This is a genomic window from Roseinatronobacter monicus, from assembly GCF_006716865.1.
Lineage (GTDB): Bacteria > Pseudomonadota > Alphaproteobacteria > Rhodobacterales > Rhodobacteraceae > Roseinatronobacter > Roseinatronobacter monicus.
The window spans coordinates 143,945-166,595 of the sequence record NZ_VFPT01000001.1 but is presented as its reverse complement, the minus strand read 5'-3'; the positions used below and the strand labels follow the sequence as shown (position 1 = coordinate 166,595).

The 22,651-nt window shown below is 60.3% G+C and carries 21 protein-coding genes and 1 riboswitch; of the genes, 9 read left to right on the top strand and 12 right to left on the bottom strand.

Annotated elements, in window-relative coordinates; translation table 11 throughout:
• Positions 1-92: 92 nt before the first annotated feature.
• The gene (locus BD293_RS00665) at positions 93-1,208 is read right to left on the bottom strand and encodes a CobW family GTP-binding protein (RefSeq protein ID WP_142079352.1); all 1,116 of its coding nucleotides are present in this window, start codon (positions 1,206-1,208) and stop codon (positions 93-95) included.
• A gap of 80 nt (positions 1,209-1,288) precedes the next feature.
• On the opposite strand from BD293_RS00665, the gene hisI reads away from it, so the two are divergent.
• Together hisI and BD293_RS00655 are read left to right on the top strand one after the other, a co-directional pair.
• Entirely contained in the window at positions 1,289-1,762 is a 474-nt protein-coding gene (gene hisI, locus BD293_RS00660; protein ID WP_142079351.1) for a phosphoribosyl-AMP cyclohydrolase, read from the top strand.
• Complete coding sequence (locus BD293_RS00655) at positions 1,759-2,034, top strand: hypothetical protein (RefSeq protein ID WP_142079350.1); 276 nt, start codon at positions 1,759-1,761, stop codon at positions 2,032-2,034. Before hisI ends, BD293_RS00655 begins: the two co-directional genes overlap by 4 nt.
• Position 2,035: 1 nt before the next feature.
• Here the strand turns inward: BD293_RS00655 and bluB are convergent, their stop codons facing one another.
• The 10 genes from bluB to BD293_RS00605 form a co-directional block, all read right to left on the bottom strand.
• Positions 2,036-2,659, bottom strand: coding sequence for a 5,6-dimethylbenzimidazole synthase (bluB, locus tag BD293_RS00650; protein WP_142079349.1), 624 nt, complete (start codon positions 2,657-2,659; stop codon positions 2,036-2,038).
• A gap of 22 nt (positions 2,660-2,681) precedes the next feature.
• Positions 2,682-3,770, bottom strand: coding sequence for a FecCD family ABC transporter permease (locus BD293_RS00645; protein WP_142079348.1), 1,089 nt, complete (start codon positions 3,768-3,770; stop codon positions 2,682-2,684).
• Positions 3,771-3,776: 6 nt separating this feature from the next.
• Positions 3,777-4,712 (bottom strand): ABC transporter substrate-binding protein, encoded by a 936-nt coding sequence (locus BD293_RS00640; RefSeq protein WP_142079347.1) that lies wholly within the window; start codon positions 4,710-4,712, stop codon positions 3,777-3,779.
• The gene (locus tag BD293_RS00635; protein ID WP_142079346.1) at positions 4,709-5,500 is read right to left on the bottom strand and encodes an ABC transporter ATP-binding protein; all 792 of its coding nucleotides are present in this window, start codon (positions 5,498-5,500) and stop codon (positions 4,709-4,711) included. Before BD293_RS00635 ends, BD293_RS00640 begins: the two co-directional genes overlap by 4 nt.
• The gene (locus tag BD293_RS00630) at positions 5,497-5,709 is read right to left on the bottom strand and encodes a hypothetical protein (protein ID WP_142079345.1); all 213 of its coding nucleotides are present in this window, start codon (positions 5,707-5,709) and stop codon (positions 5,497-5,499) included. Before BD293_RS00630 ends, BD293_RS00635 begins: the two co-directional genes overlap by 4 nt.
• A gap of 175 nt (positions 5,710-5,884) precedes the next feature.
• Positions 5,885-6,083, bottom strand: a riboswitch (cobalamin riboswitch).
• Between the two features lie 87 nt (positions 6,084-6,170).
• Entirely contained in the window at positions 6,171-8,387 is a 2,217-nt protein-coding gene (locus tag BD293_RS00625; RefSeq protein WP_142084179.1) for an RNA degradosome polyphosphate kinase, read from the bottom strand.
• Between the two features lie 93 nt (positions 8,388-8,480).
• Entirely contained in the window at positions 8,481-9,425 is a 945-nt protein-coding gene (locus BD293_RS00620) for an META domain-containing protein (protein ID WP_142079344.1), read from the bottom strand.
• Between the two features lie 82 nt (positions 9,426-9,507).
• The gene (locus BD293_RS00615; protein ID WP_246086167.1) at positions 9,508-10,194 is read right to left on the bottom strand and encodes a P-loop NTPase family protein; all 687 of its coding nucleotides are present in this window, start codon (positions 10,192-10,194) and stop codon (positions 9,508-9,510) included.
• Positions 10,194-11,279 (bottom strand): AI-2E family transporter, encoded by a 1,086-nt coding sequence (locus BD293_RS00610; protein ID WP_142079343.1) that lies wholly within the window; start codon positions 11,277-11,279, stop codon positions 10,194-10,196. The genes BD293_RS00615 and BD293_RS00610 overlap by 1 nt, the downstream gene beginning before the upstream one ends.
• Positions 11,280-11,354: 75 nt before the next feature.
• Positions 11,355-11,777: a tellurite resistance TerB family protein gene (locus BD293_RS00605; RefSeq protein WP_142079342.1), complete on the bottom strand. Its 423-nt coding sequence runs from the start codon at positions 11,775-11,777 to the stop codon at positions 11,355-11,357.
• A 106-nt stretch (positions 11,778-11,883) separates the two neighbouring features.
• On the opposite strand from BD293_RS00605, the gene BD293_RS00600 reads away from it, so the two are divergent.
• The 3 genes from BD293_RS00600 to BD293_RS00590 all read left to right on the top strand — a co-directional run bounded on the left by BD293_RS00600 (position 11,884) and on the right by BD293_RS00590 (position 16,435).
• Positions 11,884-13,503, top strand: coding sequence for a lysine--tRNA ligase (locus tag BD293_RS00600; RefSeq protein ID WP_142079341.1), 1,620 nt, complete (start codon positions 11,884-11,886; stop codon positions 13,501-13,503).
• An 88-nt stretch (positions 13,504-13,591) separates the two neighbouring features.
• Entirely contained in the window at positions 13,592-14,002 is a 411-nt protein-coding gene (locus BD293_RS00595; protein ID WP_142079340.1) for a DUF4864 domain-containing protein, read from the top strand.
• A gap of 144 nt (positions 14,003-14,146) precedes the next feature.
• On the top strand, positions 14,147-16,435 hold the full coding sequence (locus BD293_RS00590) for a glycosyl hydrolase family 28-related protein (RefSeq protein ID WP_142079339.1): 2,289 nt from the start codon (positions 14,147-14,149) through the stop codon (positions 16,433-16,435).
• 6 nt (positions 16,436-16,441) lie between these two features.
• Here the strand turns inward: BD293_RS00590 and BD293_RS00585 are convergent, their stop codons facing one another.
• Positions 16,442-17,179, bottom strand: coding sequence for a hypothetical protein (locus tag BD293_RS00585; protein ID WP_142079338.1), 738 nt, complete (start codon positions 17,177-17,179; stop codon positions 16,442-16,444).
• A gap of 583 nt (positions 17,180-17,762) precedes the next feature.
• Between BD293_RS00585 and acs the strand changes: the two genes are divergently transcribed.
• The 4 genes from acs (at position 17,763) to BD293_RS00565 (ending at position 22,597) form a co-directional block, all read left to right on the top strand.
• The gene (acs, locus tag BD293_RS00580; protein WP_142079337.1) at positions 17,763-19,709 is read left to right on the top strand and encodes an acetate--CoA ligase; all 1,947 of its coding nucleotides are present in this window, start codon (positions 17,763-17,765) and stop codon (positions 19,707-19,709) included.
• Positions 19,710-19,726: 17 nt separating this feature from the next.
• Positions 19,727-20,395 carry an adenylate kinase gene (locus BD293_RS00575; protein ID WP_142079336.1) on the top strand — a complete coding sequence of 223 codons (669 nt, stop codon included), beginning with the start codon at positions 19,727-19,729 and terminating at the stop codon, positions 20,393-20,395.
• 166 nt (positions 20,396-20,561) lie between these two features.
• The gene (locus BD293_RS00570) at positions 20,562-20,816 is read left to right on the top strand and encodes a DUF4212 domain-containing protein (RefSeq protein WP_142079335.1); all 255 of its coding nucleotides are present in this window, start codon (positions 20,562-20,564) and stop codon (positions 20,814-20,816) included.
• A 14-nt stretch (positions 20,817-20,830) separates the two neighbouring features.
• Entirely contained in the window at positions 20,831-22,597 is a 1,767-nt protein-coding gene (locus BD293_RS00565) for a sodium:solute symporter family protein (protein WP_142079334.1), read from the top strand.
• The last annotated feature ends 54 nt before the right edge of the window (positions 22,598-22,651 follow it).

The following is a 22,651-nucleotide window of genomic DNA, read 5'->3' as shown; positions in this document are numbered from 1 at the left end:
ATCTGGCCGCGACTGCGGCGCTTGGCGGGACGGCCATTCGGGCAACACCCCCGCGACCATGCGCCCCCAGACCATGCGCAGTCACGGCGGGGTTAAAACGGCTCTGACATTGTGTGAAGGGTGATGCCTTGCGCGGCATGGTCTTGCTCGGGGCGCATACGCAGCATCGACAGGCTGTCGACAAGGTCTTGCTGTGGAATATCGCGCGCGATGATGACCACGCGGCTGGTGCGGTCCCCCTCGCGCCAATTCTCCAGCGGCACGGGTGGTGCGAAAATATGCTGCACGCCGTGAAACACGAAGGGGTGGGGCATATCTTGCAGATGCACAATCCCCTTGATGCGCAGAATATCAGGGCCTTTCAGGGCAATCAGCGTATCCAGCCAGAAATCGAACACGCTTGCTGCAATCAGCTCTGTCACCTCGATGGAGGCGGTTGTGATCCGGTCATCGGATGCGTGATGCGACGGTGTGGCAAGGGGGGTGTTTGGCGCTGCCTTGGCAGTGCTCAGGCCCGACAGCCCTGACAGCGCGCTGGGTTCTGGCTTGGGGGCCGCCAGCCATGCCAGCACTTGCGCGGGCGCTGCGTGTTTTTGCTGAACCCCCAAACCCCAAAGTGCCCCCACAGGCACCGCGCCCTTGTCCGCCCATATCCGGCCTGCATGTGGGTTCAGCTTGTCCAGTCGCGCTTCCAAAGCGCGGCAGGCCTGCGCGTCGGTCAGGTCGCGCTTGCTCAGCACGATCCGGTCGGCCATGGCCACTTGCGCCTGCGCATCGGCGTGGCGGTCCAGCGTGCGCGCGCCCAGCGCCGCATCCACCACAGTCACCGTGCCGTCCAGCACATAATTTGGCGACAACACCGGATCGACCATAAGGGTGTGATGCACAGGGCCGGGGTCGGCCAGCCCCGTCGTCTCGATCACCACCCGGTCAAAGGGCAGTTCCCCGCGCACCCGCCGCGCCAGAAGCGAGAGAAGCGTTCTCGACAGATCACCCCGGATCGAGCAGCAGATACACCCTGCCGGCATCAGCACGACATCTTCGGCAGCTTCCTCGATCAGGTCATGATCCAGCCCCGCCTCGCCAAATTCATTGACGATGACGGCCACGCGTCCCGCTTGCGGGTCATGCAGCAGGCGGTTGAGAAGGGTTGTCTTTCCAGACCCAAGAAAACCGGTAAGCAAGGTAACAGGTATGGGAGCATGCATGACAAGGGGCGCTTTCGGCTTGCGACGTCAGATTTGGTATGTTTGTTATAGTATAACAAATCTATGCACAAGGTCATCTCATGCCCCACCCCGAATTCCACCCCCGCCGCAGTGTCGAAGAGGTCGAGGAAGGCACGGTTCTTGCACCGAAATTCGGACCTGACGGTCTGTTGCCTTGCATCACGACCGATGCCGCCACCGGCAATGTGCTGATGCTGGGCTGGATGAACGACGCTGCCCTGCGCCTGACCCTGCAAACGGGTGAGGCGCATTATTTCAGCCGCGCGCGCCTGACGCTGTGGCACAAAGGGGCGACATCAGGGCTGGTGCAGCAGGTGATTGAGGCACGCATTGACGACGATCAGGATGCGATCTGGCTGCGGGTCGCGGTGGCGGGCAGCGGTGCATCCTGCCATGTCGGGTATCGGTCCTGCTTTTACCGCGCGGTCCCGACGGGGGCAGATGCAGGCGGGCCACTGCGCTTCAGGGAAGACGCCAAAAGCTTTGATCCGACCCTTGTCTATGCCGACGCGCCGAACCCCACCCAGTTATGAGCTTTGCCGCCGAGATTCGGGACAAGGCCACCACCTTGTGGCACATTCAGCGCGTGAAAGGACTGGTGCGCGACCATACGCAGATCGGCCCCCACGCCCTTGTCACTGTCACCGAGTTTCACTGCACTGACCCCGCCTGCCCCGGACTGGCCACACGCATCACGATCTTTGGCATCGACCTGATGCGCAGAGAGGTGATTTTGCATCGGCCGGTCGCGCAGATCACAGCCCATCATCTGCGCAATGTATCTGCACCGCGCGCGCGCAGATAGATCACCGCTGCCGCCAGCGTGTCGGCGTGTTCTCCTGCCAGCCTGCGCGGTGCAACAGCGGGGTGTCATCGTCAAATTCGGGATGACCAAGGCACAGCCACGCGGTGAACTCCCACGTTTTTGGCACATCCAGCAGCCGCGCAACCTCCTCCGGCTCCAGAATCGAGACCATGCCAAGCCCCAGATTTTCGACCCGTGCAGCGAGCCACAGCGTGTGAATGGCCATCGCCGTAGATTGGCGCAATGTCTCGGGCATGGTCTGGCGGCCAAGCCCATGCCCCTCAATCGGTCCAGTCTCGGTAAAGACGGCAAGTTGCACGGGCGCGCGGTCCAGCCCTGCGAGTTTGAGTTTGTGATACTCCTGCGCCTGTGTGCCCGAATATTGCGCGGCGGCGCGGGCATTGGCGGCGGTGAAATTCGCGCGCACAGCGGCGCGCAAGTCGGGCGCATCGACACGCAACACGCGCCAAGGCCGCGCATTGCCCACCGATGGGGCCAAGTCCATCACGGCTTGCAAGCGCGCGAGCGCCGCCTCATCCACCGGATCAGTGCGGAAATGGCGGATGTCACGGCGCCATGTCAGCACATCCAGAAGTGTGGCGCGTTGCTCTGAGCAGAACTTCACGGGTTTGCCCCTTGTCCAAGGATCATCCGCGCGCGCGGCGGCGCAGAAGCCAGATAAAGAACATACCCCCGACCAGACCCGTCACAATGCCAATGGGCAGGTCTTCGGGGCGCATGATGGTGCGCGCCGCGATATCGGCCCAGACCAGAAAAATTGCGCCCAGCAGCATGGCCGCCGGTAGCACCCGCGCATTGTCGCCGCCCACAACCAGACGCACAATATGCGGGATCATCAGGCCAACAAAGCCGATGACGCCCGAAAAGGCAACCATCACGCCTGTGACCATGGCCGCCACCACAAAACAGACCAGCCGGAACCGCGCCACCGGTATGCCCAGCGTCGAGGCCGTCTCATCGCCAATAGTCATGGCATTGAGCGATCCTGCAACCGCGCGAAACCAGATCGCCGCGCCCGCAAGGATCAGCGCGGGCCAGATCAGATGCGCCCATTGCGCCAGCCCAAGGCCGCCCAGCATCCAGAAAATAACCGTATGCGCGGCGCGCGGATCGCCCAGAAATATCAGCACATTCGCCAGCGCCATGACGATAAACGACACCGCCACCCCGGTCAGGACCAGACGGTCCGCACTTGTCGCCTGCGCGAAACTGGCGACAGACAGCACCAGAAGCGTTGATCCAAGTGCGCCGATAAAGGCCAGAAGCGGGACAGTCGCAAGGCCCAGAAACATGCCGGTGTGCAACAGCGCCAGAATGGCCCCAAAGGCCGCACCTGATGAAATGCCTAGCAAATGCGGGTCGGCCAGCGGGTTGCGCGTCACTGCTTGCAGCACGGCCCCCACAAGCGCCAGCCCCGCGCCCACCAATGCGGCCAGAAGCGCGCGCGGCAGGCGAATTTCCCACACAATCGCCGCGCGCCCTGCCGACCAGTCGGGCGTAACCAGCCCCGGCGCGATCTTATCCGCGATCACCCCCCAGACCGTGCCCAATGGAACGGGCACGGCCCCGATACTGACCGCCGCCGATATCGACAGCACAAGTAACACCACCCCCAACCCCCACAGCCCCTGCCGCACAGGGCGCGCCAGCACGGGAATGCGGGGTTTGGCGGCCAGAACAGGGACGGCAGTCTCAGGCGTGGGGGTGGTGCGCATGTCAGATCACTCGGGCCAGAAAGCGCTGGCCAAGGCACGGATCGCGCGGATATTGCGCGGCCCCGGTGTGGCCTCGACATATTCCAGAACGACGAAACGGTCATTCACAACCGCATCCATATCGGCGAAGGCGGGATTGGATTTCATAAACTCGATCTTCTGCTCGGCGGTGACTTCGCCGTAATTGACGATGATGATGACTTCGGGGTCGCGCTCGACCACCGGCTCCCATGCGACGCGGGTCCACGAACTGTCGACATCATCCATGATGTTGCGCCCGCCCGCCGCCTCGATCATCGCAGTGGGCATGGCGTAGCGGCCCGCTGTGAAGGGCGTATCTTCGCCACTGTCATAGACAAATACGCGCAAAGGCTCGGCTTCGGGAATGGTGGCAGCAATCTCGGCCAGTTCTTCCTGCCAACCGCTGATAAGGTCATCCGCGCGATCCTCGACCCCGAAGATCACGCCCAGATTGCGGATGTCGTTATACATGTCATCAATCGCCACCCCCTCGCGCGACATGATGTGAATGCAGCTTTCCGTCAGTTCATACACCAAAATACCAAAGGGTTCGAGCGTGTCAGGCGTCACCTCGCCGCCCACACGCATGCCGTAATTCCAACCTGCGAACCAGAAATCGACATCAGCGCCGATCAGCACTTCCCGCGTGGGGTAGCGTTCGGACAGTTCCGGCAACTCGCCAATATCGGCGCGGATTTCCTCGTCCAGCTTGTTCCAGCCGGAAATGCCGGTATAGCCCACCATCCGGTCATTCAGGCCAAGAACCAGCATCATCTCGGTCAGGTTCACATCATTGGACGCAGCACGTTCGGGCACTGTGTCAAAGCTGACCTCGCGGTCGCAGCTTTGGACAGTGACAGGGTGGGCAAGGGCTGGCCCTGCAAAGCTTGCCGCCAAAAGGGCTAAGGGTAGGGATTTCATGCGCGTCTCTCCTGTTGCATGTCGTCGAAAAGGGAAAAATCGAACTGGGCCGGGCCGCGCGGGTGTGCATGCACGCCAAAGGCGCGGGCGATCAACTCAGGCGTCAGCACCTGCGCCACCGGACCAAAGGCCAGCGGCTGGCCATCTTTCAACACCAGCAGATCATCGGCAAAGCCCTGCACCAGATTAAGGTCATGCAGAGAGGCGACGACCGTTGCCCCCAGCCCGCGCGCAAGGCGCAAAACTTCCAACTGGTGGCGGATGTCCAGATGATTGGTCGGTTCGTCCAGCACAATCAGACCCGGTTCCTGCGCCAAGGCGCGGGCCACCATCACGCGCTGCCGCTCGCCACCCGACAGCGTGCCAAAGGGGCGCGCGGCGAAGGCATGCAGGCTTAGCCGCTCCAAGGCGTGATCGACGATATGGGCATCTTGTGCGGACGGGCCTGCCAATGCGCGGCGATGCGGCGCGCGGCCCAGCGCCACAATCTCGGCCACGGTCAGGGCAAAATCGGTGGGTTGCTCCTGCAACACTGCCGCCACGCGCTGTGCGACGGCACGCGCAGGCATGGCGTGAATATCCTGCCCATCCAGCAACACGCGCCCCGATTGCGGTTTGTGAAAGCGGTAGATCAGGCGCAGCAGCGTGGACTTGCCCGCGCCATTTGCACCCAGAACCCCCAGCACGCGACCAGGGGCCAGCGTCAGGGTGACCGGCGCCAGAATGCCGGAGCCCCATGAAACCTGTTCAAGTGTCAGCGCGGCGGGTATTGGGGCGGGGCAACTCATGCTGCGCCCTGCATGGCCATGCGCCCGCGCAGCAACATATGATCCGCGCGGCGCAGTTCCAGCACACCGGCTTCGGCGCGCCAATGCAGCGTGCAGGTCTTGCAGGCGGGACAATCGGCAAACGTCACCTGTCCGTCAATATCCGGCAGAGTGCCGGTTATCCGCCCGGCCTGCCCCAACGGATAGGACAGCCTTTCCAGAAAATTCATTGCATTGCGGCAAGGGCGCGCTGTTTTCGGACAGGGCGCACAGCGTGTTATCTCAAGGAAATCGCAGTTCATTTCGGCCCCTGCTGGTTACAGCAGGGAAAGAGGCTTGGCCTCTGCGCCTTACGCAGGGGTGCGCAATCGTCATATGCCCTCCTCCGGACGCCCCGCCCGAGTTGGTGTTTCGGTTATGATGGCAGGTCTCCTGGCTTGCGGTTGGTTGTATCTTCCCGCCTTCCCGGACCATCTGGCCCAGTGGCATGCAGGGGGATACACCGCTTACAGTTGCGGGGGCAGCACCGGAATAAGAGAGCGTCTCTGCACCGGTTTCCCTATTCTCCCGAAAGATGTCGGGCACCATCACCTGATCGCGTAGCGCAAGGATGTGCGGTATTCAACATTTTTCTGTCGGCATCGGCAAAGATTGCCAGCCCGCCCCGCCGACGCAGGCACGTGGCGCGCTGTCAGTCATGGGTGTGGGTCAATTCGGGCACATCATGCGCCCCTGCCGAACCACGCCCCGAAAGGGACGGGTTTTCCATGAAAAACCGGTGACAATTGAATAAACGCCGCTCATCCCCTTCGGCAGGCAGGGTGCGCAGGGCAGGGCCTTCGGGCTGGATGATCCAGCTTTGGGCCTCATCGGCAAGATTGGCCGCCATGATCTGGCCCACGATCTGGGCCTTGACGGTCGGGTTCAGGATTTCAATCAGCGTTTCCACCCGCCGCACCAGATTTCGGCCCATCCAGTCGGCGGAACTGATGAACACCCGTTCCTGATCCGACGGCAGCGCCGCGCCATTGCCGAAACACACGATGCGCGAATGCTCCAGAAACCGGCCCACCACGGATTTGATGCGGATATTTTCGGACAGGCCACGAATGCCGGGCCGGATGCCACAGATGCCACGCACAACAAGGCTGATCTTCACCCCCGCTTGCGACGCCGCATAGAGTGCGTCAATCACATCGGGGTCGATGATCGAATTCATCTTGGCCCAGATTTCCGCAGGTCGGCCATTGCGGGCATTCTCTGCCTCGTGGCCGATCATCTCCAACAGCCGCGTTTTCAGCGATAGGGGCGAGATGGCAAGGTTCTCTAGGCGGTCCGGCTCTGCATAGCCGGACACGTAGTTGAACACCCGCGTCGCATCGCGCCCAAGGGCGGCATCGCAGGTGAACAGCGACAGGTCCGTATAGATGCGCGCGGTGATGGGGTGGTAGTTGCCTGTGCCCCAATGCGTATAGGTCACCAGCCGGTCACCTTCGCGGCGCACAACCGTGCTGATCTTGGCATGGGTCTTGTAGTTCACAAAACCGTAAACCACATGCGCGCCTGCACGTTCCAAACGGCGCGACTGGCGGATATTGGCGGCCTCGTCAAAGCGGGCCTTCAACTCGACCAGTGCGGTGACGGATTTGCCGGCCTCTGCCGCCTCGCACAGGGCCGCCACGATCGGGCTGTCGCGCGAGGTGCGATAGAGTGTCTGGCGAATGGCCAGCACATCAGGGTCACGCGCGGCCTGTTCGAGAAAGCGCACCACCATGTCAAACGTCTCATAGGGGTGGTGCAGCAGCATATCTTTCTGGCGGATCGCGGCGAACATATCGCCGTCATGGTCCTGCACGCGTTCGGGCACGCGCGGTGTGAAACTGGGCCAAAGCAAGTCCGCGCGCTCATCCAGCACCAGTTCCTTTAGGGTCGAGATCCCCATGATCCCGTCCACCTCGATCACATCGGCTTCGGGCACGCGCAATTCTTCCATCACCACTTCGCGCAGGTCTGGCGGTGCCCCGGCCGACACTTTCATGCGCACCACTTCACCGCGCCTGCGCCGCTTCAGCGCGACTTCAAATTCGCGCACAAGGTCTTCGGCCTCTTCCTCGACTTCCAGATCACTGTCGCGCAACACCGAAAACGCGCAAGAGCCCAACAGCTTATAGCCGGGAAACAGGCTGCCCATTTCGGCCAGAATAAGCTCTTCCATCGGCAACAGGCGGATAGGGTTGGAGCTGACGCGTATGAAGCGGTCGATCTGGCTGGGAATGGGCACCAGCGCATCCAGTTTGCGCCCGCGCTTGTCCTGCAATTCCAGCGCCAGCGAAAACCCCGCATTCGGGATAAAGGGAAAGGGATGCGCTGGATCAATCGCCAGCGGTGACAGCACAGGAAACACATTTTGCATAAAATGGTCGTTCAGAAACGCCCGGTCGTCATCGGTCAGGTCCAGATGCGACAGGATGACTATACCCGCCTCGGCCAGCATGGGGCGCAGGACTGACCAGATTTCCTGCTGGTAATCCATCAGCCGCCGCGCATCTTCATGGATCAGGACCAGTTGTTCCGCCGGGCTGCGCCCGTCATCCGAAGGCGAGACACTGCCCGCACGCGCCAATTCACGCAGACCTGCCACGCGCACTGTGTAAAATTCATCCAGATTGGTGGCCGAAATCGACAAAAAGCGCACCCGCTCCAACAATGGCACGCGCGGGTTCATGGCTTCTTCCAGCACGCGCCAGTTAAACGCCAGCCACGACAACTCGCGGTTAAAAAACCGCTCGGACCCATTGGGATCAAAACCCGGCAGGTCAAGCGCCTCGGGGAATGGGGCATTCAGGAAATCTGCCGACCGCGTGCTGCCCGCGTTCAGGACACCGGGCGCATCAGATTGTGCAATCATTGGCTGGTCTGGCATGGCGGGGCTTACTACCGGAGTTTGTTTTTCAGAATAAGGTGAACAAAGGTTTAATCTGGCAAGGGATATACGACCCCGTCATCGCCGCGCCCGCAAAACAGGCGATCCGGCGGCATAGAGGGTGAGGCGCCCCCCCTCTGCATCAAGGACAAATTGGTCGACCTTCGGCAAGACCTCGTTAAAGTGCCGCTCTTGTTCGCCAACACCATCAGAACAGGCCATCATCGTGGTTGCGAGCCTGCCAAATGACAAGATGCCCCCGTGACGGCGATAGCCCCCGATCAACCGGTTGCACCCGACCGATGCGCTCATCCGGCCATCGGGGTAGAAGACTAACTCAGTGCGCGACGGAAACAGCGTGGCGCGCCCTTCGATCCCACTGATATTCCAGACCCCTTGGGTAATGTCGTCTTCCGGGCGGATCAGGCTGCATTCGGACAGTTCTGATCCATCAATGCGCAGCAGCGCAGATGTGCCCTTCATCTGGATCGAGGTCGCAGCATTTTCAGCATCCACATACAACGCACCCGACGCCGAGACATCCGGTTGCAGCGTGATAACCTGTTCATTCAACCGGATACGCACGGATTCCGGCATGAAGCCGATCTCGACAAGCTGATTGCCGCAAGACAGAACTGCGGCAAAACCCATCGAGGGAATGCGCGCCGCGCGCAACGGCCCCAGATCAAGCGGGTCCGTCCCCGCCTCGATGCTGACAGGCTCGCTCAGCCAGATAACATCGTCCATCGCGCGCAGACCGACGCGCAGCACCAGCGGCGTACCTACCGGCGCTTCAAGGGCGAATGGAAACGGGGTTTGGCCCCCATCCGTCAATTCCCGCGACTGTACGAGAGTTTCGTCCTGTGCATTGCCAATATCCAGCAGCAACACTGTATCATCGGGCAGGGCCATACGTTCCAGCACCGTGATCTGCCCGGAAATAACGCGCGTTTCGGATGCTGCCACCGACAGGGCAAGCACAGACAGGGCAAAACAGAACAGTGCTGAAATCCAACGCGACAAGGCAACCTCCGATACCGAAAAGGGATTGTCACAGCTTAAGAGCGCGCCTGTCACGACACAAGCCGGAATCCCCGCAAATCATTTAATCGAGATCGAATGACGATTGCATGACATCGGCTGCAAGATTGCGTGAAATGGGCTTTTTCCGCGCCAGCGCTTCGGCATCCAACAGCCCGACAATCGCCTGCGCGCCTGCAAGCGACCGCTCCATCCGGGGCAGCAGGAAGGGGATCAGATTGTCTGGAATCCGCACCTGACGATCCGCGAACAGCTTGGTCAACACAGCGGCCAGCAGCGTGTCATCCGGCGGGGCCAAGCTGACATGTGTGCTGGCCTGCAACCGCGAGGCCAGATCAGGCAGCCGCACACCCCAATCGCGCACCGGCATCCGCGCGGCCAGCAGCAATCGCCCCCCCTGCTCGGCCAGCAGGTTATGCAGGTGAAACAGCTCCGTTTGCGCATCTGCACTGTCTGCCACGCGCGCTGCATCATCAATCGCAACGGCACCACTGCGCGCCAGCGCGGACACGTCGGCGCGCGCCAGCATGTCACCCTGCATCAACTCTGCGCCCGCCTCATCGGCCCAGATTTGCAGCAGATGGGTCTTGCCCGACCCTTCCGGCCCGCTCAGAACCAGCTTGCCCGCTGGCCATTCGGGCAGGTCCAGCATCGCCAGCGCGCGCGCATTGCACGGGGCCGCGACGAAGCTGTCGCGCGAATGGCGCGCGGGCAGATCAAGCGGCATATGTATCTGTGTCGGACGGGGCATCAGGGGTGCATGTCGTTATGTGGCGGTGGGTCAGCTTGCGGCGCGCGATACAGGCTGCTGGCCTGATACTGCGCCAGACCAAAGCGCACCAGCACCCCGACCGAGGCCGCCAGCGGCACAGCAATCAGCATTCCAGTGAATCCGAACAGCATCCCGAACGAGGAGATTGCGAACAGCAACCAGACCGGATGCAGGCGCACCGAATGCCCGACAATGCGCGGCACCAGAATGTTGCCTTCCAAGATTTGCCCGATCACAAAGATCACCACAACAATCGCGATGCTGCTGGGCGTGTCCCAGAACTGCCACAGCGCAACCCCAATGGCCAGCACCCCGCCAAGGATCGCGCCGATATAGGGCACAAAGGAAATCAGCCCCGCAGTCACCCCAATCGCCAGCCCGAATTGCAGCCCCACAAGCCCCAGCGCTGTCGCATAATAGACCGCAAGGATCAGGCAGACCGTCACCTGCCCGCGCACAAACCCCGCAATCGAGCGGTCGATCTGGCCTGCCAGATCACGGATCACAGGCGCATGTTGGCGCGGCAGCAAATCATCCGCCCCCTTCAGCACGCGCGGCCAGTCCAGCAGCAGGTAAAAGGCCACGACAGGCGTGATGACCAGAAAAATCAGCGCGCTGACCAACCCCGAGACCGAGCGCCACACCCCCTGCGCCAGCTCTGCGCCACGGTCACGGATCGCCTCGCCCATCGTGGCAAGCGAGGTTTGCAGCGTGTCTTCCAGACCGCTCAGATTGGGAAACCGCGCGCTGAGAAATTCCTGAAGGCGCGCCAGCAGGTCCGGCACCGTCGCGCTGAACTGGACCGCCTGCGAAATGACCACCGGAATAACCAGCAACCCCGCCAACACGATCAGGCCAATGGCTGTCAGCATCAGAATGGCAACCGCCAGCGCCCGCGGTGCGCCGACGCGGGTCAGTTTCGTGACCAGCGGGTTCAGGAAATAGGCAATCGCAGCGCCCGTCACAAAGGGCAAAAGCATATCGCCCAGCACCCAAAGCACTGCGGCAAACGCCAGCGCGGCCGCACCCCAATACCTTAATTGCAGATCAGACGACATCGCCATGATACGACCTTGTTGCCTTTTATCCTGCTATCGCGCGTCAAAGCCGGGCTGGCAAGGCTGATCTGCACCCGAAAATCAAAGCTGCATATGCCGCGCGCGCGCGCCGCGCTCGATTGCGGCGGCGTGCAGCCGGTCAATTCCCAGCTCAAACCGGATCTCTTCCAGCAGGCGCAATTCCGTCTGTGCCATCTTGCCATCCGCCGCCGCCACATCGCAGGCCAGTGCATAGGCGGTTTCAAACAGCTTTTCTGGCAGGCTTTCACGAACCAGCCCGAACAGTGCATCCAGCCCGTCATCTTCCTCGAACAGATCAAACACGGTCTGCGCCACAGTCTTGATGCGGTCGGCATCATATTCCGCAAAAATCGGCAAATGATTGACCAGCGCCTGAATTGCGACCAGTTCTGCCGTGTGAATATGCAGATCAGCCGCTGAAACCGCTATCATCACGGCAACTAGACTATCCTGAGGGGAAAGCGGGTGCGGCACGGGGGGCATGTTCTGTCCTTTAATGGCTAAAAGAAGCATAGATTATTGACGGGCAGGCATAGGGGCAATAGGAAGCGGGGCTGATATCCGCCCCCCACAGAGAAGTGACTACGCCATGTCCCTGATGCGCGACGCTGCTAATACATCGAAAGCCTGGCCATTTGAAGAGGCCCGTAAACTGGTTGCGCGCTACAAGGGCAAAACCCCCGAAAAGGGCTATGTGCTGTTTGAAACCGGCTATGGCCCCTCCGGCTTGCCGCATATCGGCACCTTTGGCGAGGTGGCGCGTACGACCATGATCCGCCGCGCGTTTGAAGCGATCAGCGACATCCCGACGCGGCTGATCTGTTTCTCGGATGATGTGGACGGTATGCGCAAAGTGCCCGAAAATGTCCCCGACCCCGTTGCGCTGCGCGAGCATCTGCAAAAGCCGCTGACTTCGGTGCCCGACCCGTATGGCACGCATGAAAGCTACGGCCACCACAACAATGCCATGCTGCGCCGGTTTCTGGACACGTTCGGGTTCGAGTATGAATTCATCAGCGCGACCGAGTTCTATAAGTCCGGCCAGTTTGACGAGGTGCTGCTGCGCGCGGCTGCGCGTTATGACGAGGTGATGGCCGTCATGCTGAAAAGCCTGCGCGAAGAGCGTCAGCAAACCTATTCGATATTTCTGCCGATTCACCCGGAAACGGGCCGCGTGCTCTATGTGCCGATGAAGCATGTCGACGGCGAAAAGGGCGAGATCACCTTTGACGACGAGGACGGGCGCGAATGGACGCTGCCTGTCACCGGCGGCAACGTAAAACTGCAATGGAAGCCCGATTTCGGCGCACGCTGGGCCGCACTCGATGTCGATTTTGAGATGTATGGCAAGGATCATTCCACCAACACCCCGATCTATGATCGGATTTGCGAGATTCTGGGCGGGCGCAAGCCCGAGCATTACGTCTATGAGTTGTTCCTTGACGAGTCGGGCGAGAAGATCAGCAAGTCCAAGGGCAATGGCCTGACGATTGACGCATGGCTGACCTATGCCAGCACGGAATCGCTGTCCTATTACATGTTCCTCAAGCCGCGCACCGCCAAGCGCCTGTCATGGGATGTGATCCCGAAAGCGGTGGATGAATACCACCAGCAATTGCGCGCCTATCCCGACCAGACGGTCGAGCAACAACTCGCCAACCCCGTCTGGCACATACACGGCGGCCAGCCGCCCGCATCCGGCATGGTGGTCAGCTTTTCGCTGTTGCTGAACCTCGCCTCGGTCGCGCGGGCACAGGACAAGGCCGCCCTTTGGGGCTTCATCCGTCAATATGCGCCAGAAGCCGCCCCGGAAACGCACCCTGACCTAGATCAGGCGGCGGGGTTTGCCGTGCGTTATTTCCACGATTTCGTGGCCCCCAGCCTGTCCTTCCGCGCGCCAACAGACGCAGAGCGCACAGCGATTAAAGTACTGGCCACCGACCTGCGCGCGATTGCGGCATCGGGGCAGGTGCCGCCAGCCTATGCCGACCAGTTCGACAGCCTGAACGAGGAATTGTTCATGTCGGTTGTGCGCGACACTGGCAAGGCGCATGGGTTCGATTCGCTGCGCGACTGGTTCAAGGTGCTGTATGAAGTGCTGCTCGGCTCCTCCCAAGGGCCGCGCTGGGGCAGTTTCATAGCGCTTTATGGCGTCGCGGAAACTGTGGCGTTGATCGACAAGGCACTGGCGGGAGAGTTGGGGCGCTGACCCCTGCCCGCTTCGCCCATAGCACCCTGCGCGGCTGAGTGATCTGGTTTGCGGTTTTGCGCGTAATGTCACAAAAGGAGTTGTGACAATGCGCCAAACCCTTCTTGCCCTGATCCTGTCCCTATGTGTCGGCAGTGTCGGCAGTGCCGCCCATGCGCAGGACAACCCGGTCGAAGATATCATTAACGATCAGATCACAGCCTTTATGGCCGATGATTTCGACGCCGCTTTCAGCTATGCCAGCCCCACTATCAAGCGCCTGTTCGGGTCGCCCGAGCGGTTCGGGCAAATGGTGATCGACGGCTATCCAATGGTCCACCGCCCCGCAGAAGTGACAATGCTGGGCCAGCAAGCCATGGGCGCGGGCGTGGTGCAGCGCGTGATGATCCGCGATCAGGGCGGGCGGCTGCATATGCTGGGCTATCAGATGATCGAAACCGACGACGGCTGGCAGATCAATGGCGTGCAACTGCTGCGCGCGCCTGAGGTTGGTGCATAAGCGCAGCGCACGCTCAGCTTATCGGGGTTTAACGGCTCTTTTGTAAATCTTGTCTGATCCGGCTGACCCGCAGCTCAGGCCGCAACGCGCGGCGCTGTGGGGTCATCCGCTTTGCTTGGATCGAATGACAAGAGGATTTCCTTCATGAACATGGCCGTGACTCAGGGTGTGGCGCTGATGCCGCCACCTTTTTCCGCCGGACTTGATGTCTGGTCGCAGACAACAGGGCGTCCGGGCACCAACACCTATGACACCGCCGCATTCGCGGCCTTCGTGCCGAGCGACCCCGATTTCGGCGGCTGTCTGGAAATCCAGAAACTCTTTGCCACGACCCGCCTGCGCTGGATGGGGGAAGTGCCGATCATGCCGGGCAGTTATCTGCGCATCCGTGCCCGCGTCAAAGCGCTGAGCGGCGTTTTGCCCGACATCTCGGTTGCGGCATGGGCGGGCACTGCCGCAGGCACGCAGGTTGGTGGCCTGACGACCAACGGGCCGGTTACCACCCTGACGCAATATGGCGATATCGTCGAGATTTCGGCCATTGTCGGCACCGGTGCGCGGCCCGGCGTCGATATGGTCTGGCCTGTATCTGTCGCATTCGCTCATTTCGGTCTTGATCTGACAGGGCCAACGGGCGGCGTTGTGCGCATAGACGACATCATTATCGAGGATGTCACCAGCCTCTATACAACCGACATTCTGGGCGTTGTCGATGTGCGCGATTTCGGGGCGGTCGGCAATGGCACACATGATGACCGCCTCGCTTTTGCCGCCGCGATTGCGGCAGCAGGCGCGCGGTCGCTGCTGGTCCCCGAAGGGGCCTATGCTATTGGCGCGGACCTGACGATCCCGATCCCGGTTGAATTTCGCGGCACGCTGACCATGCCCGACACGGCGGTTCTGATCCTACACCGGAATTTCGACTTCCCCAGCTATGCGGCGGCCTTTGGCAATGACGAAGCGGGCTTTCGCAAGGGAGTGCAGGCGCTGTTTCATACCAACCAGCATGTGACATTCGATCTGATGGGGCGACGCATTCTGCTGTCAGCGCCGGTCGATGTCTTTGCGCTGGCCGGATATGACAACACCTCGTCCCGCCGCATTATTGCAAACGGCCAGCTTGATGCCGCAGAAAGCGCGCAATGGGACACCCAGACCGTTACCCGCACGGCCAGTTACAACATCTCGAACGCGACGCGGCTGAGTGATATCAGCAATGTCGCCGGTGTGCCGGTGGGCGCGCGGGTGAGTGGGGTTGGTGTGGGCCGCGAAGTCTATGTGCGCGCGCGCAGCATCGGCGGCAGCCGCGTCACCCTCAGCCAGCCGTTGCATGGCGGCTCTGGCACGCAGCAATTCACGTTCGAGCGGTACCAGTATATGCTGGATTTCTCTGGCTTTTCCGGTTTGCGCAATTTCGAGATGCACAATCTTGAGATGCGCTGTCGGGGGCGCTGCTCGGCGGTGATGCTGCCCGAAGACGGGCGTATTATGCGGTTTATGAATTGCGATTTCGACCGCCCCCGCGATCGGGCCATCACCTCGATCGGGCTGGGCTGTCAGGGCATGTGGATCGACCATTGCCAGTTTCGCAGCTCGCAACAGCCGCTGGATGCGCAGGACCGCACGGTGATCGCCTTCAACGTCAACGGCAATGACAACAAGATCCGCAATAACAGGGTCGTGCTCTGGGCGCATTTCGGGGTGCTGAACGGGTCTGGCCACATCATCACGGGCAATCATTTCTTTGCAGGCGACACCCAGTCGCAGGGCATCCGGCAAGCGGGGCTTGTGCTGACGAACAAGAACGCGAAAACCACCTTTTCGGGCAATTACATCGACAATTGCTTTCTGGAACTGACGAACGAGCATGACGCAGAGCCAGAGCACACATCAGGGTTTTCCTTTGGCGGGCTGACGGTCGAGGGCAATATCTTCTACGCCATTGATGTCGCCCCGTGGTTCAGCTTCATCGTCATGAAACCCTATGGGCCAGGGCATTTCCTGCAAGGGTTGATGGTGTCGGGCAATGTCTTTCGCACCACAGGCGCGCGCATAGACCGCGCCGACAAGGTCGATACGACCTATGCTTCGCTCAATTTCGGCCGTTTCCGCAATGTGGTCTTTCAGAACAACGCCTATAACGGCATTGATTATCCGACCGAAAGCCCGACTATCATTCTGCATGACCAGAACACGGACGCGAACAGTTGGACTATAAGCACCGGCGACAAGCTGCCGTTTGGGGGCTGGGCGCGCACGGTATCATCGGTCGTCATGGAAACCCCGCCGCGCGACAGCAGCAACGCCATTCGCTATGACATGCCCTATGTGAACGTGCAGGAAGGCGTGAACAATAACGAGGTGCGCCTCAGATGGCCGCAGGCAACGCGGGGGCGCGCGCTTGTCACTGTGCGTGTGGACCGCCCGCTGTAACGCGGTCTAGCGCCAGAATTGCAGACGCGCCAAGATGCCCGCTTGCTGGCGGGGGCGCGTCTGTTGCTTGTGACGCGCGCGCAGTGACGCCTCGATCTGGTGCATGATCCGGTCGCGCTCGGCGTCGAACCGGGCAGAGTCCAGATCGAAATAGGGCAGACCCTGCGCCGCGCAATATCGCTTTATCTCGGTGCTGCGCCGGATCAGGCGGCGGGCAAAGCGCAGCATCTCGTCATCTGATTTGCTGTTCTTCGTCCAGCAGGTTTGTGCCGCGCGATATGCCAGCAAATCGCGGTGCTTGGCCTCTGGCGTGTCAAAGGAATAGCCGATGGCAAAAAACGCGATCCCGCGCGCATCTGCCCATTTCGGCAATTCGCACGGCGCGTCCATGATCCCTGTCCCCTCGATCAGCACGCCCTTGGGAAACTGCAACAGGATGCGATGATAGACATATTTCGCAATGCGGCGTTTCTCATTCTCGGAACAGTTCAGATAGGTCCGGTTGCGAATCTGGTCGGTCTTGAGGTGGTGAAACCCCGCCCGAAGCGCCACGCGCCGCGCGACCTTTGTCTTGCCACAGCGCACGGCCCCGCTGATCAGCACCGATGGCAGGTCCGGCAGGGGGGCTGCGTCGATCTGGGAAAACAGCTCGGTCAGGTAGCGATCAACCGCCGCCTTTCGGGTGCCAGAGCCAGCATTTCCACCCTGTTCAGGCGGCACACTGTGCTGTGTTTCTAATGGCATACGCTGCGCACCCTCACATATTTTTCTGACGCCAAGTGTGCGCCCTCTGCCTGCCGGATTCAAGTCCGCAGCGCGCCGCCGTTGCGGTCTTGCACCCGCTTCGGGGCAAGAACCCGAGCAACCGCCCCTACACCCCCATGCCCCAAGGTCAGCTTACGGCGCAAACAGGGCGCCGCGCGGCCATCTGTCAATTTGAATTGTACAGTTGACGAAACCATGCGAATCAGTTTCTGTCGCTTAGGGGGGGCCATACTTTGCAAATATTTCGTGAGCTGTTTGCGCTGACACATAAAGCTGTCAGTGCCGCGCAGGTCCAGTTTCAAGTCAAATTCATTTCAGCACACGATCTGCAAACCCCCTGTTTTTACACGCGCTCTGCAGTGCAGCGAAAACAAGTTGACTAAATTTACCGGCCACCTGTGAAGTAATTTACAAAAAAACTGTTAGATTAAAAAAAGTTACACATTTCTTGACGAATGCGTTATAGGTGGCGCGGGGAAATATGACGCAGCGTCACTTTTGCGTCACAAATTCATCGGGGCGGGGGCAAACGGGCCTTTCACCCCGTAACGGAGGAGCACACATGCCCGATATCTACCCGGCATCCGAAGATTTCATTGCCAAAGCGCATGTCGACAGCGACATGTACGAAAAAATGTACGCCGCCTCGATTTCCGATCCGGAAGCGTTCTGGGCCGAGCATGGCAAGCGCATCGACTGGATCAAGCCATTTACCAAGGTGAAGAACACCACCTTCGAGCTTGGCAAGGTAGATATTAAGTGGTTCGAGGATGGCACGCTGAACGTGGCCGCGAATTGCATTGACCGCCATATTGCCACGCGCGGCGATCAGACCGCGATCATCTGGGAAGCGGATGATCCAAAGACACCATCGCAGCACATCACCTACCGCGAGCTTCTGGACCAGACCAGCCGCATGGCCAATGTGCTGAAAGCGCAGGGCGTGGGCAAAGGCGACCGGGTTGTGCTGTATCTGCCAATGATCCCCGAAGCCGCCTATGCTATGCTGGCCTGTGCGCGGATCGGGGCCATTCATTCCATCGTTTTCGCGGGCTTCTCGCCCGACGCATTGGCCGACCGGATCAATGGCAGTGGCGCGAAAGCTGTCATCACCGCCGACAGCGCGCCGCGCGGTGGCCGCCGCACACCACTGAAGACCAACACCGACAAGGCGTTGCAGCATTGCTCGGACAAAGTGAAATGCCTTGTGGTCAAGCATACGGGCGATCAGACCACTTGGGTGGACGGGCGCGATATTGACGTGCGCGCCGAAATGGCCGCCGCCAGCGCCGATTGCCCACCGGCCGAAGTCGGTGCCGAAGACCCGCTGTTCATCCTCTACACCTCTGGTTCCACCGGCAAGCCTAAGGGCGTTGTGCATACATCGGGCGGGTATCTGGTTTATGCGTCCATGACACAGCAGATGACCTTTGATTACCATGATGGCGATGTCTTCTGGTGCACCGCCGATGTGGGCTGGGTCACAGGTCACAGCTATATCGTCTATGGCCCGTTGGCCAATGGCGCGACGACGGTCATGTTCGAAGGCGTGCCAACCTACCCCGATGCGGGCCGCTTCTGGGAAGTGTGCGCCAAGCACAAGGTCAACCAGTTCTACACCGCCCCCACCGCCATTCGTGCGCTGATGGGTCAGGGCACAGAATGGGTTGAAAAGCACGACCTTTCCTCGCTCAAGCTGCTTGGCTCGGTCGGCGAGCCGATCAACCCAGAGGCTTGGAACTGGTATAACACCCATGTCGGCAAGGGCCGTTGCCCGATTGTCGATACATTCTGGCAGACGGAAACCGGCGGGCATATGATCACATCGCTGCCGGGCGCTATCCCGAACAAGCCCGGCTCGGCCACCAAGCCGTTCTTTGGCGTGCTGCCCGAGATTCTGGATGCCGCCACCGCCGAAGTGCAGACCGGCACAGTTGCCGAAGGGGTGCTGTGCATCAAGGACAGCTGGCCGGGGCAGATGCGCACCCTCTGGGACGATCATGCCCGCTTTGAAGAGGCGTATTTCAGCCAGTACAAAGGCTATTACTTCACCGGCGATGGCTGTCGACGTGATGAAGATGGCTATTACTGGATCACAGGCCGCGTGGATGACGTCATCAACGTATCCGGCCACCGCATGGGCACCGCCGAGGTGGAATCCGCGCTGGTCGCACATGAATCCGTGGCCGAAGCCGCAGTCGTCGGCTACCCGCATGATATCAAGGGTCAGGGCATTTACGCCTATGTCACATTGATGAACGGGGTCGAGCCGACCGAGGAGTTGCGCAAGGAACTGGTGAAATGGGTGCGTCAGGAAATTGGCCCGATTGCCAGCCCTGACCTGATCCAATGGTCGCCAGGCCTGCCGAAAACCCGTTCGGGCAAAATCATGCGCCGTATTCTGCGCAAGATTGCCGAGAATGATTATGGCGCATTGGGCGACATCTCGACCTTGGCAGAACCCGCTGTGGTGGACGATCTGATCGAGCACCGGATGAACCGCGCATGACAAGGACGGGCGAGACAATGACACAAACCGCCGTTCTGATCCTGCTTGGCCCTCCGGGGGCAGGCAAGGGCACACAAGCGCGCATGCTCGAAGATAAATTCGGGCTGGTGCAACTGTCCACCGGCGATCTGCTGCGTGCAGCAGTCGCTGCGGGCACAGAGGCGGGCCAGCAGGCGCAAGCGGTCATGGCCGCTGGCGGGCTGGTCAGCGACGAGATCGTTCTGGCCATCCTGAAAGACCGGATGGCCGAACCAGACACCCAGAAGGGCGCAATCCTTGACGGGTTCCCGCGCACCGCCAAACAGGCGGCCGCACTGGACATGCTGCTGGAAGAGCAAGGCATGCGTCTGGGTGCGGCCATCTCGCTCGAGGTGGATGATACAGCAATGGTCGAGCGGGTTTCAGGCCGCTACACCTGCGGGGGCTGTGGCGAAGGCTATCACGACAGCTTCAAGCAACCCGCTGTGGCGGGTATCTGTGACAAATGCGGCAGCACCGAGTTCAAGCGCCGCGCAGATGACAACGCCGAAACTGTTGGCGCGCGGCTTGCCGCCTACCACGAGCAAACAGCACCGCTGATCACGTATTACGAGGGAAAAGGCGCGCTGAAACGCGTCGATGCGATGGGCGAGATTGACCGCATTGCGGGCGATCTGTCGGCCATCGTCGAGGACGTGACAGCGTAAGAATCCGGGCAACCGGTTAGCACCAGCTGGTGCATGAATGCAGGCGCGTCAAAGACCGGCGCGTATGCAAACACTGAATATGTGCCTTCAGGCACGGGGACAGTGAAGAAGAGAGGAAGCTTGCCCCACAATGGGGCGGCACAGGAGGAAACTGGGAGACGTCACAATGTCAGATAAATCGACAGACGCCTACTGGAAGGCCAATGTGCGCATCATCACCATCTGCATGGTGATCTGGGCGCTTGTATCCTTCGGGTTCGGCATCGTTCTACGTCCGCTTCTTGCGGGCATCCCGATCGGGGGCACCGATCTGGGCTTTTGGTTCGCACAGCAAGGGTCCATGCTGACCTTCATCGCGCTGGTCTTTTATTATCGCTGGTACATGAACAAACTCGATCTCGAGTTTGGCGTGGAAGAGTAAGGGGCGGCTGAGTTATGGATCAATTTGTAATCAACCTTATCTTCGTCGGCAGCTCTTTCGCACTTTATATCGGGATTGCGATCTGGGCGCGCGCTGGCTCGACATCTGACTTCTATGCCGCTGGCCGGGGCGTGAACCCGATCGTCAACGGTGCGGCGACTGCGGCTGACTGGATGTCGGCGGCTTCCTTCATCTCGATGGCGGGTCTTATTGCCGCTGTCGGTTACGGCAACTCGACCTTCCTGATGGGCTGGACCGGCGGCTATGTCATTTTGGCTTTGCTGCTTGCGCCTTACTTGCGCAAGTTCGGCCGCTTCACAGTGCCTGACTTCATCGGTGACCGTTTCTACAGCCAGACCGCGCGTCTGGTGGCTGTCATCTCGCTGCTGGTCATGTCGATCACCTATGTTATCGGTCAGATGACCGGTGCTGCGGTGGCATTTTCGCGCTTTCTGGAAGTCGACAGCACCACAGGTCTGTTCATCGCATCGGCAGTTGTGTTTGCCTATGCGGTTCTGGGCGGCATGAAGGGCATCACCTACACGCAGCTTGCGCAATATGTCGTGCTGATCATCGCCTACACCATTCCGGCGGTCTTCATCTCGCTGCAACTGACAGGCAACCCGCTTCCACAGCTTGGCCTGTTCTCGACCCACACTGAAACCGGCCAGCCCTTGTTGCAAACACTGAACGAAGTGTTGATGGAGCTGGGCTTCAATGACTATACCGGCAACCACGGATCAACCTTCAACATGGTGCTGTTCACCCTGTCGCTGATGATCGGTACCGCCGGTCTGCCCCACGTCATCATCCGCTTCTTCACGGTTCCGAAAGTGGCTGATGCACGGACATCTGCTGGTTGGGCGCTGGTCTTCATCGCGCTGCTGTACACCGTCGCTCCGGCTGTTGGTGCAATGGCGCGTCTGAACATCATCACCACGCTGTATCCCGAGGGGGTGCAGGGCGAGCCGCTTGCCTTTGACAACAAGCCCGACTGGATGCTGAACTGGGAAAACACCGGTCTGCTGCGGTTTGAAGACAAAAACGGCGACGGCCTGATCCAGTACTACAATGAGGCGAACCCACCTCAGCGTGCGATTGACGAAGGCTGGGAAGGCAATGAAATGGTGTTGTTCAACAACGACATCCTTGTTCTGGCCAACCCTGAAATTGCCAATCTTCCAGGTTGGGTGATCGGCCTTATCGCGGCGGGTGGTCTGGCTGCGGCGCTGTCTACAGCGGCAGGTCTGCTGCTGGCAATCTCGTCTGCGGTAAGCCACGACTTGATCAAGTCTATGATCAATCCGGGCATCTCGGAAAAGGGCGAACTCTTGGCCGCCCGAATATCGATGGCGTTTGCGATTGCGTTGGCAACTTGGTTGGCTCTCAACCCGCCGGGCTTTGCTGCGCAGACGGTGGCACTGGCCTTCGGTTTGGCGGCGTCCTCGCTCTTCCCGGCCATCATGATGGGTATCTTCTCGAAGAAGATGAACTCGACTGGTGCGATTACAGGCATGATCGTCGGCCTCGGCTCGACAGTTCTGTATATCTTCACCTATCTAGGCTGGTTCTTCATCCCCGGCACCAACATGCTGCCCAACACGCCTGAAAACTGGCTGTTCGGCATCTCGCCGCTGAGCTTCGGCGCAGTGGGTGCGGCTCTGAACTTCATCGCGGCCTTTATCGTGATGAAAATTTCGGCGCCGGTACCTGTAGAGATCGAGGAACTGGTAGAATCGATCCGCGTCCCGAAAGGTGCTGGCGACGCTGTCGCTCACTGATCTGACGCAAAGACATTGGCCTGTCCCCATGCTACGGGGGCAGGCCGCCCAAAA

Excerpts from the sequence above, each read along its gene's own strand:
- BD293_RS00655 (WP_142079350.1), top strand. The coding sequence starts at position 1,759 with ATGAGCTTTGCCGCCGAGATTCGGGACAAGGCCACCACCTTGTGGCAC.
- BD293_RS00615 (WP_246086167.1), bottom strand. The coding sequence starts at position 10,194 with ATGCCCCGTCCGACACAGATACATATGCCGCTTGATCTGCCCGCGCGC.
- BD293_RS00665 (WP_142079352.1), bottom strand. The coding sequence starts at position 1,208 with ATGCATGCTCCCATACCTGTTACCTTGCTTACCGGTTTTCTTGGGTCT.
- BD293_RS00640 (WP_142079347.1), bottom strand. The coding sequence starts at position 4,712 with ATGAAATCCCTACCCTTAGCCCTTTTGGCGGCAAGCTTTGCAGGGCCA.
- BD293_RS00585 (WP_142079338.1), bottom strand. The coding sequence starts at position 17,179 with ATGCCATTAGAAACACAGCACAGTGTGCCGCCTGAACAGGGTGGAAAT.
- BD293_RS00645 (WP_142079348.1), bottom strand. The coding sequence starts at position 3,770 with ATGCGCACCACCCCCACGCCTGAGACTGCCGTCCCTGTTCTGGCCGCC.
- BD293_RS00610 (WP_142079343.1), bottom strand. The coding sequence starts at position 11,279 with ATGGCGATGTCGTCTGATCTGCAATTAAGGTATTGGGGTGCGGCCGCG.
- BD293_RS00575 (WP_142079336.1), top strand. The coding sequence starts at position 19,727 with ATGACACAAACCGCCGTTCTGATCCTGCTTGGCCCTCCGGGGGCAGGC.
- acs (WP_142079337.1), top strand. The coding sequence starts at position 17,763 with ATGCCCGATATCTACCCGGCATCCGAAGATTTCATTGCCAAAGCGCAT.
- BD293_RS00590 (WP_142079339.1), top strand. The coding sequence starts at position 14,147 with ATGAACATGGCCGTGACTCAGGGTGTGGCGCTGATGCCGCCACCTTTT.
- BD293_RS00605 (WP_142079342.1), bottom strand. The coding sequence starts at position 11,777 with ATGCCCCCCGTGCCGCACCCGCTTTCCCCTCAGGATAGTCTAGTTGCC.
- BD293_RS00625 (WP_142084179.1), bottom strand. The coding sequence starts at position 8,387 with ATGATTGCACAATCTGATGCGCCCGGTGTCCTGAACGCGGGCAGCACG.
- BD293_RS00570 (WP_142079335.1), top strand. The coding sequence starts at position 20,562 with ATGTCAGATAAATCGACAGACGCCTACTGGAAGGCCAATGTGCGCATC.
- BD293_RS00595 (WP_142079340.1), top strand. The coding sequence starts at position 13,592 with ATGCGCCAAACCCTTCTTGCCCTGATCCTGTCCCTATGTGTCGGCAGT.
- BD293_RS00635 (WP_142079346.1), bottom strand. The coding sequence starts at position 5,500 with ATGAGTTGCCCCGCCCCAATACCCGCCGCGCTGACACTTGAACAGGTT.
- BD293_RS00565 (WP_142079334.1), top strand. The coding sequence starts at position 20,831 with ATGGATCAATTTGTAATCAACCTTATCTTCGTCGGCAGCTCTTTCGCA.
- hisI (WP_142079351.1), top strand. The coding sequence starts at position 1,289 with ATGCCCCACCCCGAATTCCACCCCCGCCGCAGTGTCGAAGAGGTCGAG.
- BD293_RS00630 (WP_142079345.1), bottom strand. The coding sequence starts at position 5,709 with ATGAATTTTCTGGAAAGGCTGTCCTATCCGTTGGGGCAGGCCGGGCGG.
- BD293_RS00600 (WP_142079341.1), top strand. The coding sequence starts at position 11,884 with ATGTCCCTGATGCGCGACGCTGCTAATACATCGAAAGCCTGGCCATTT.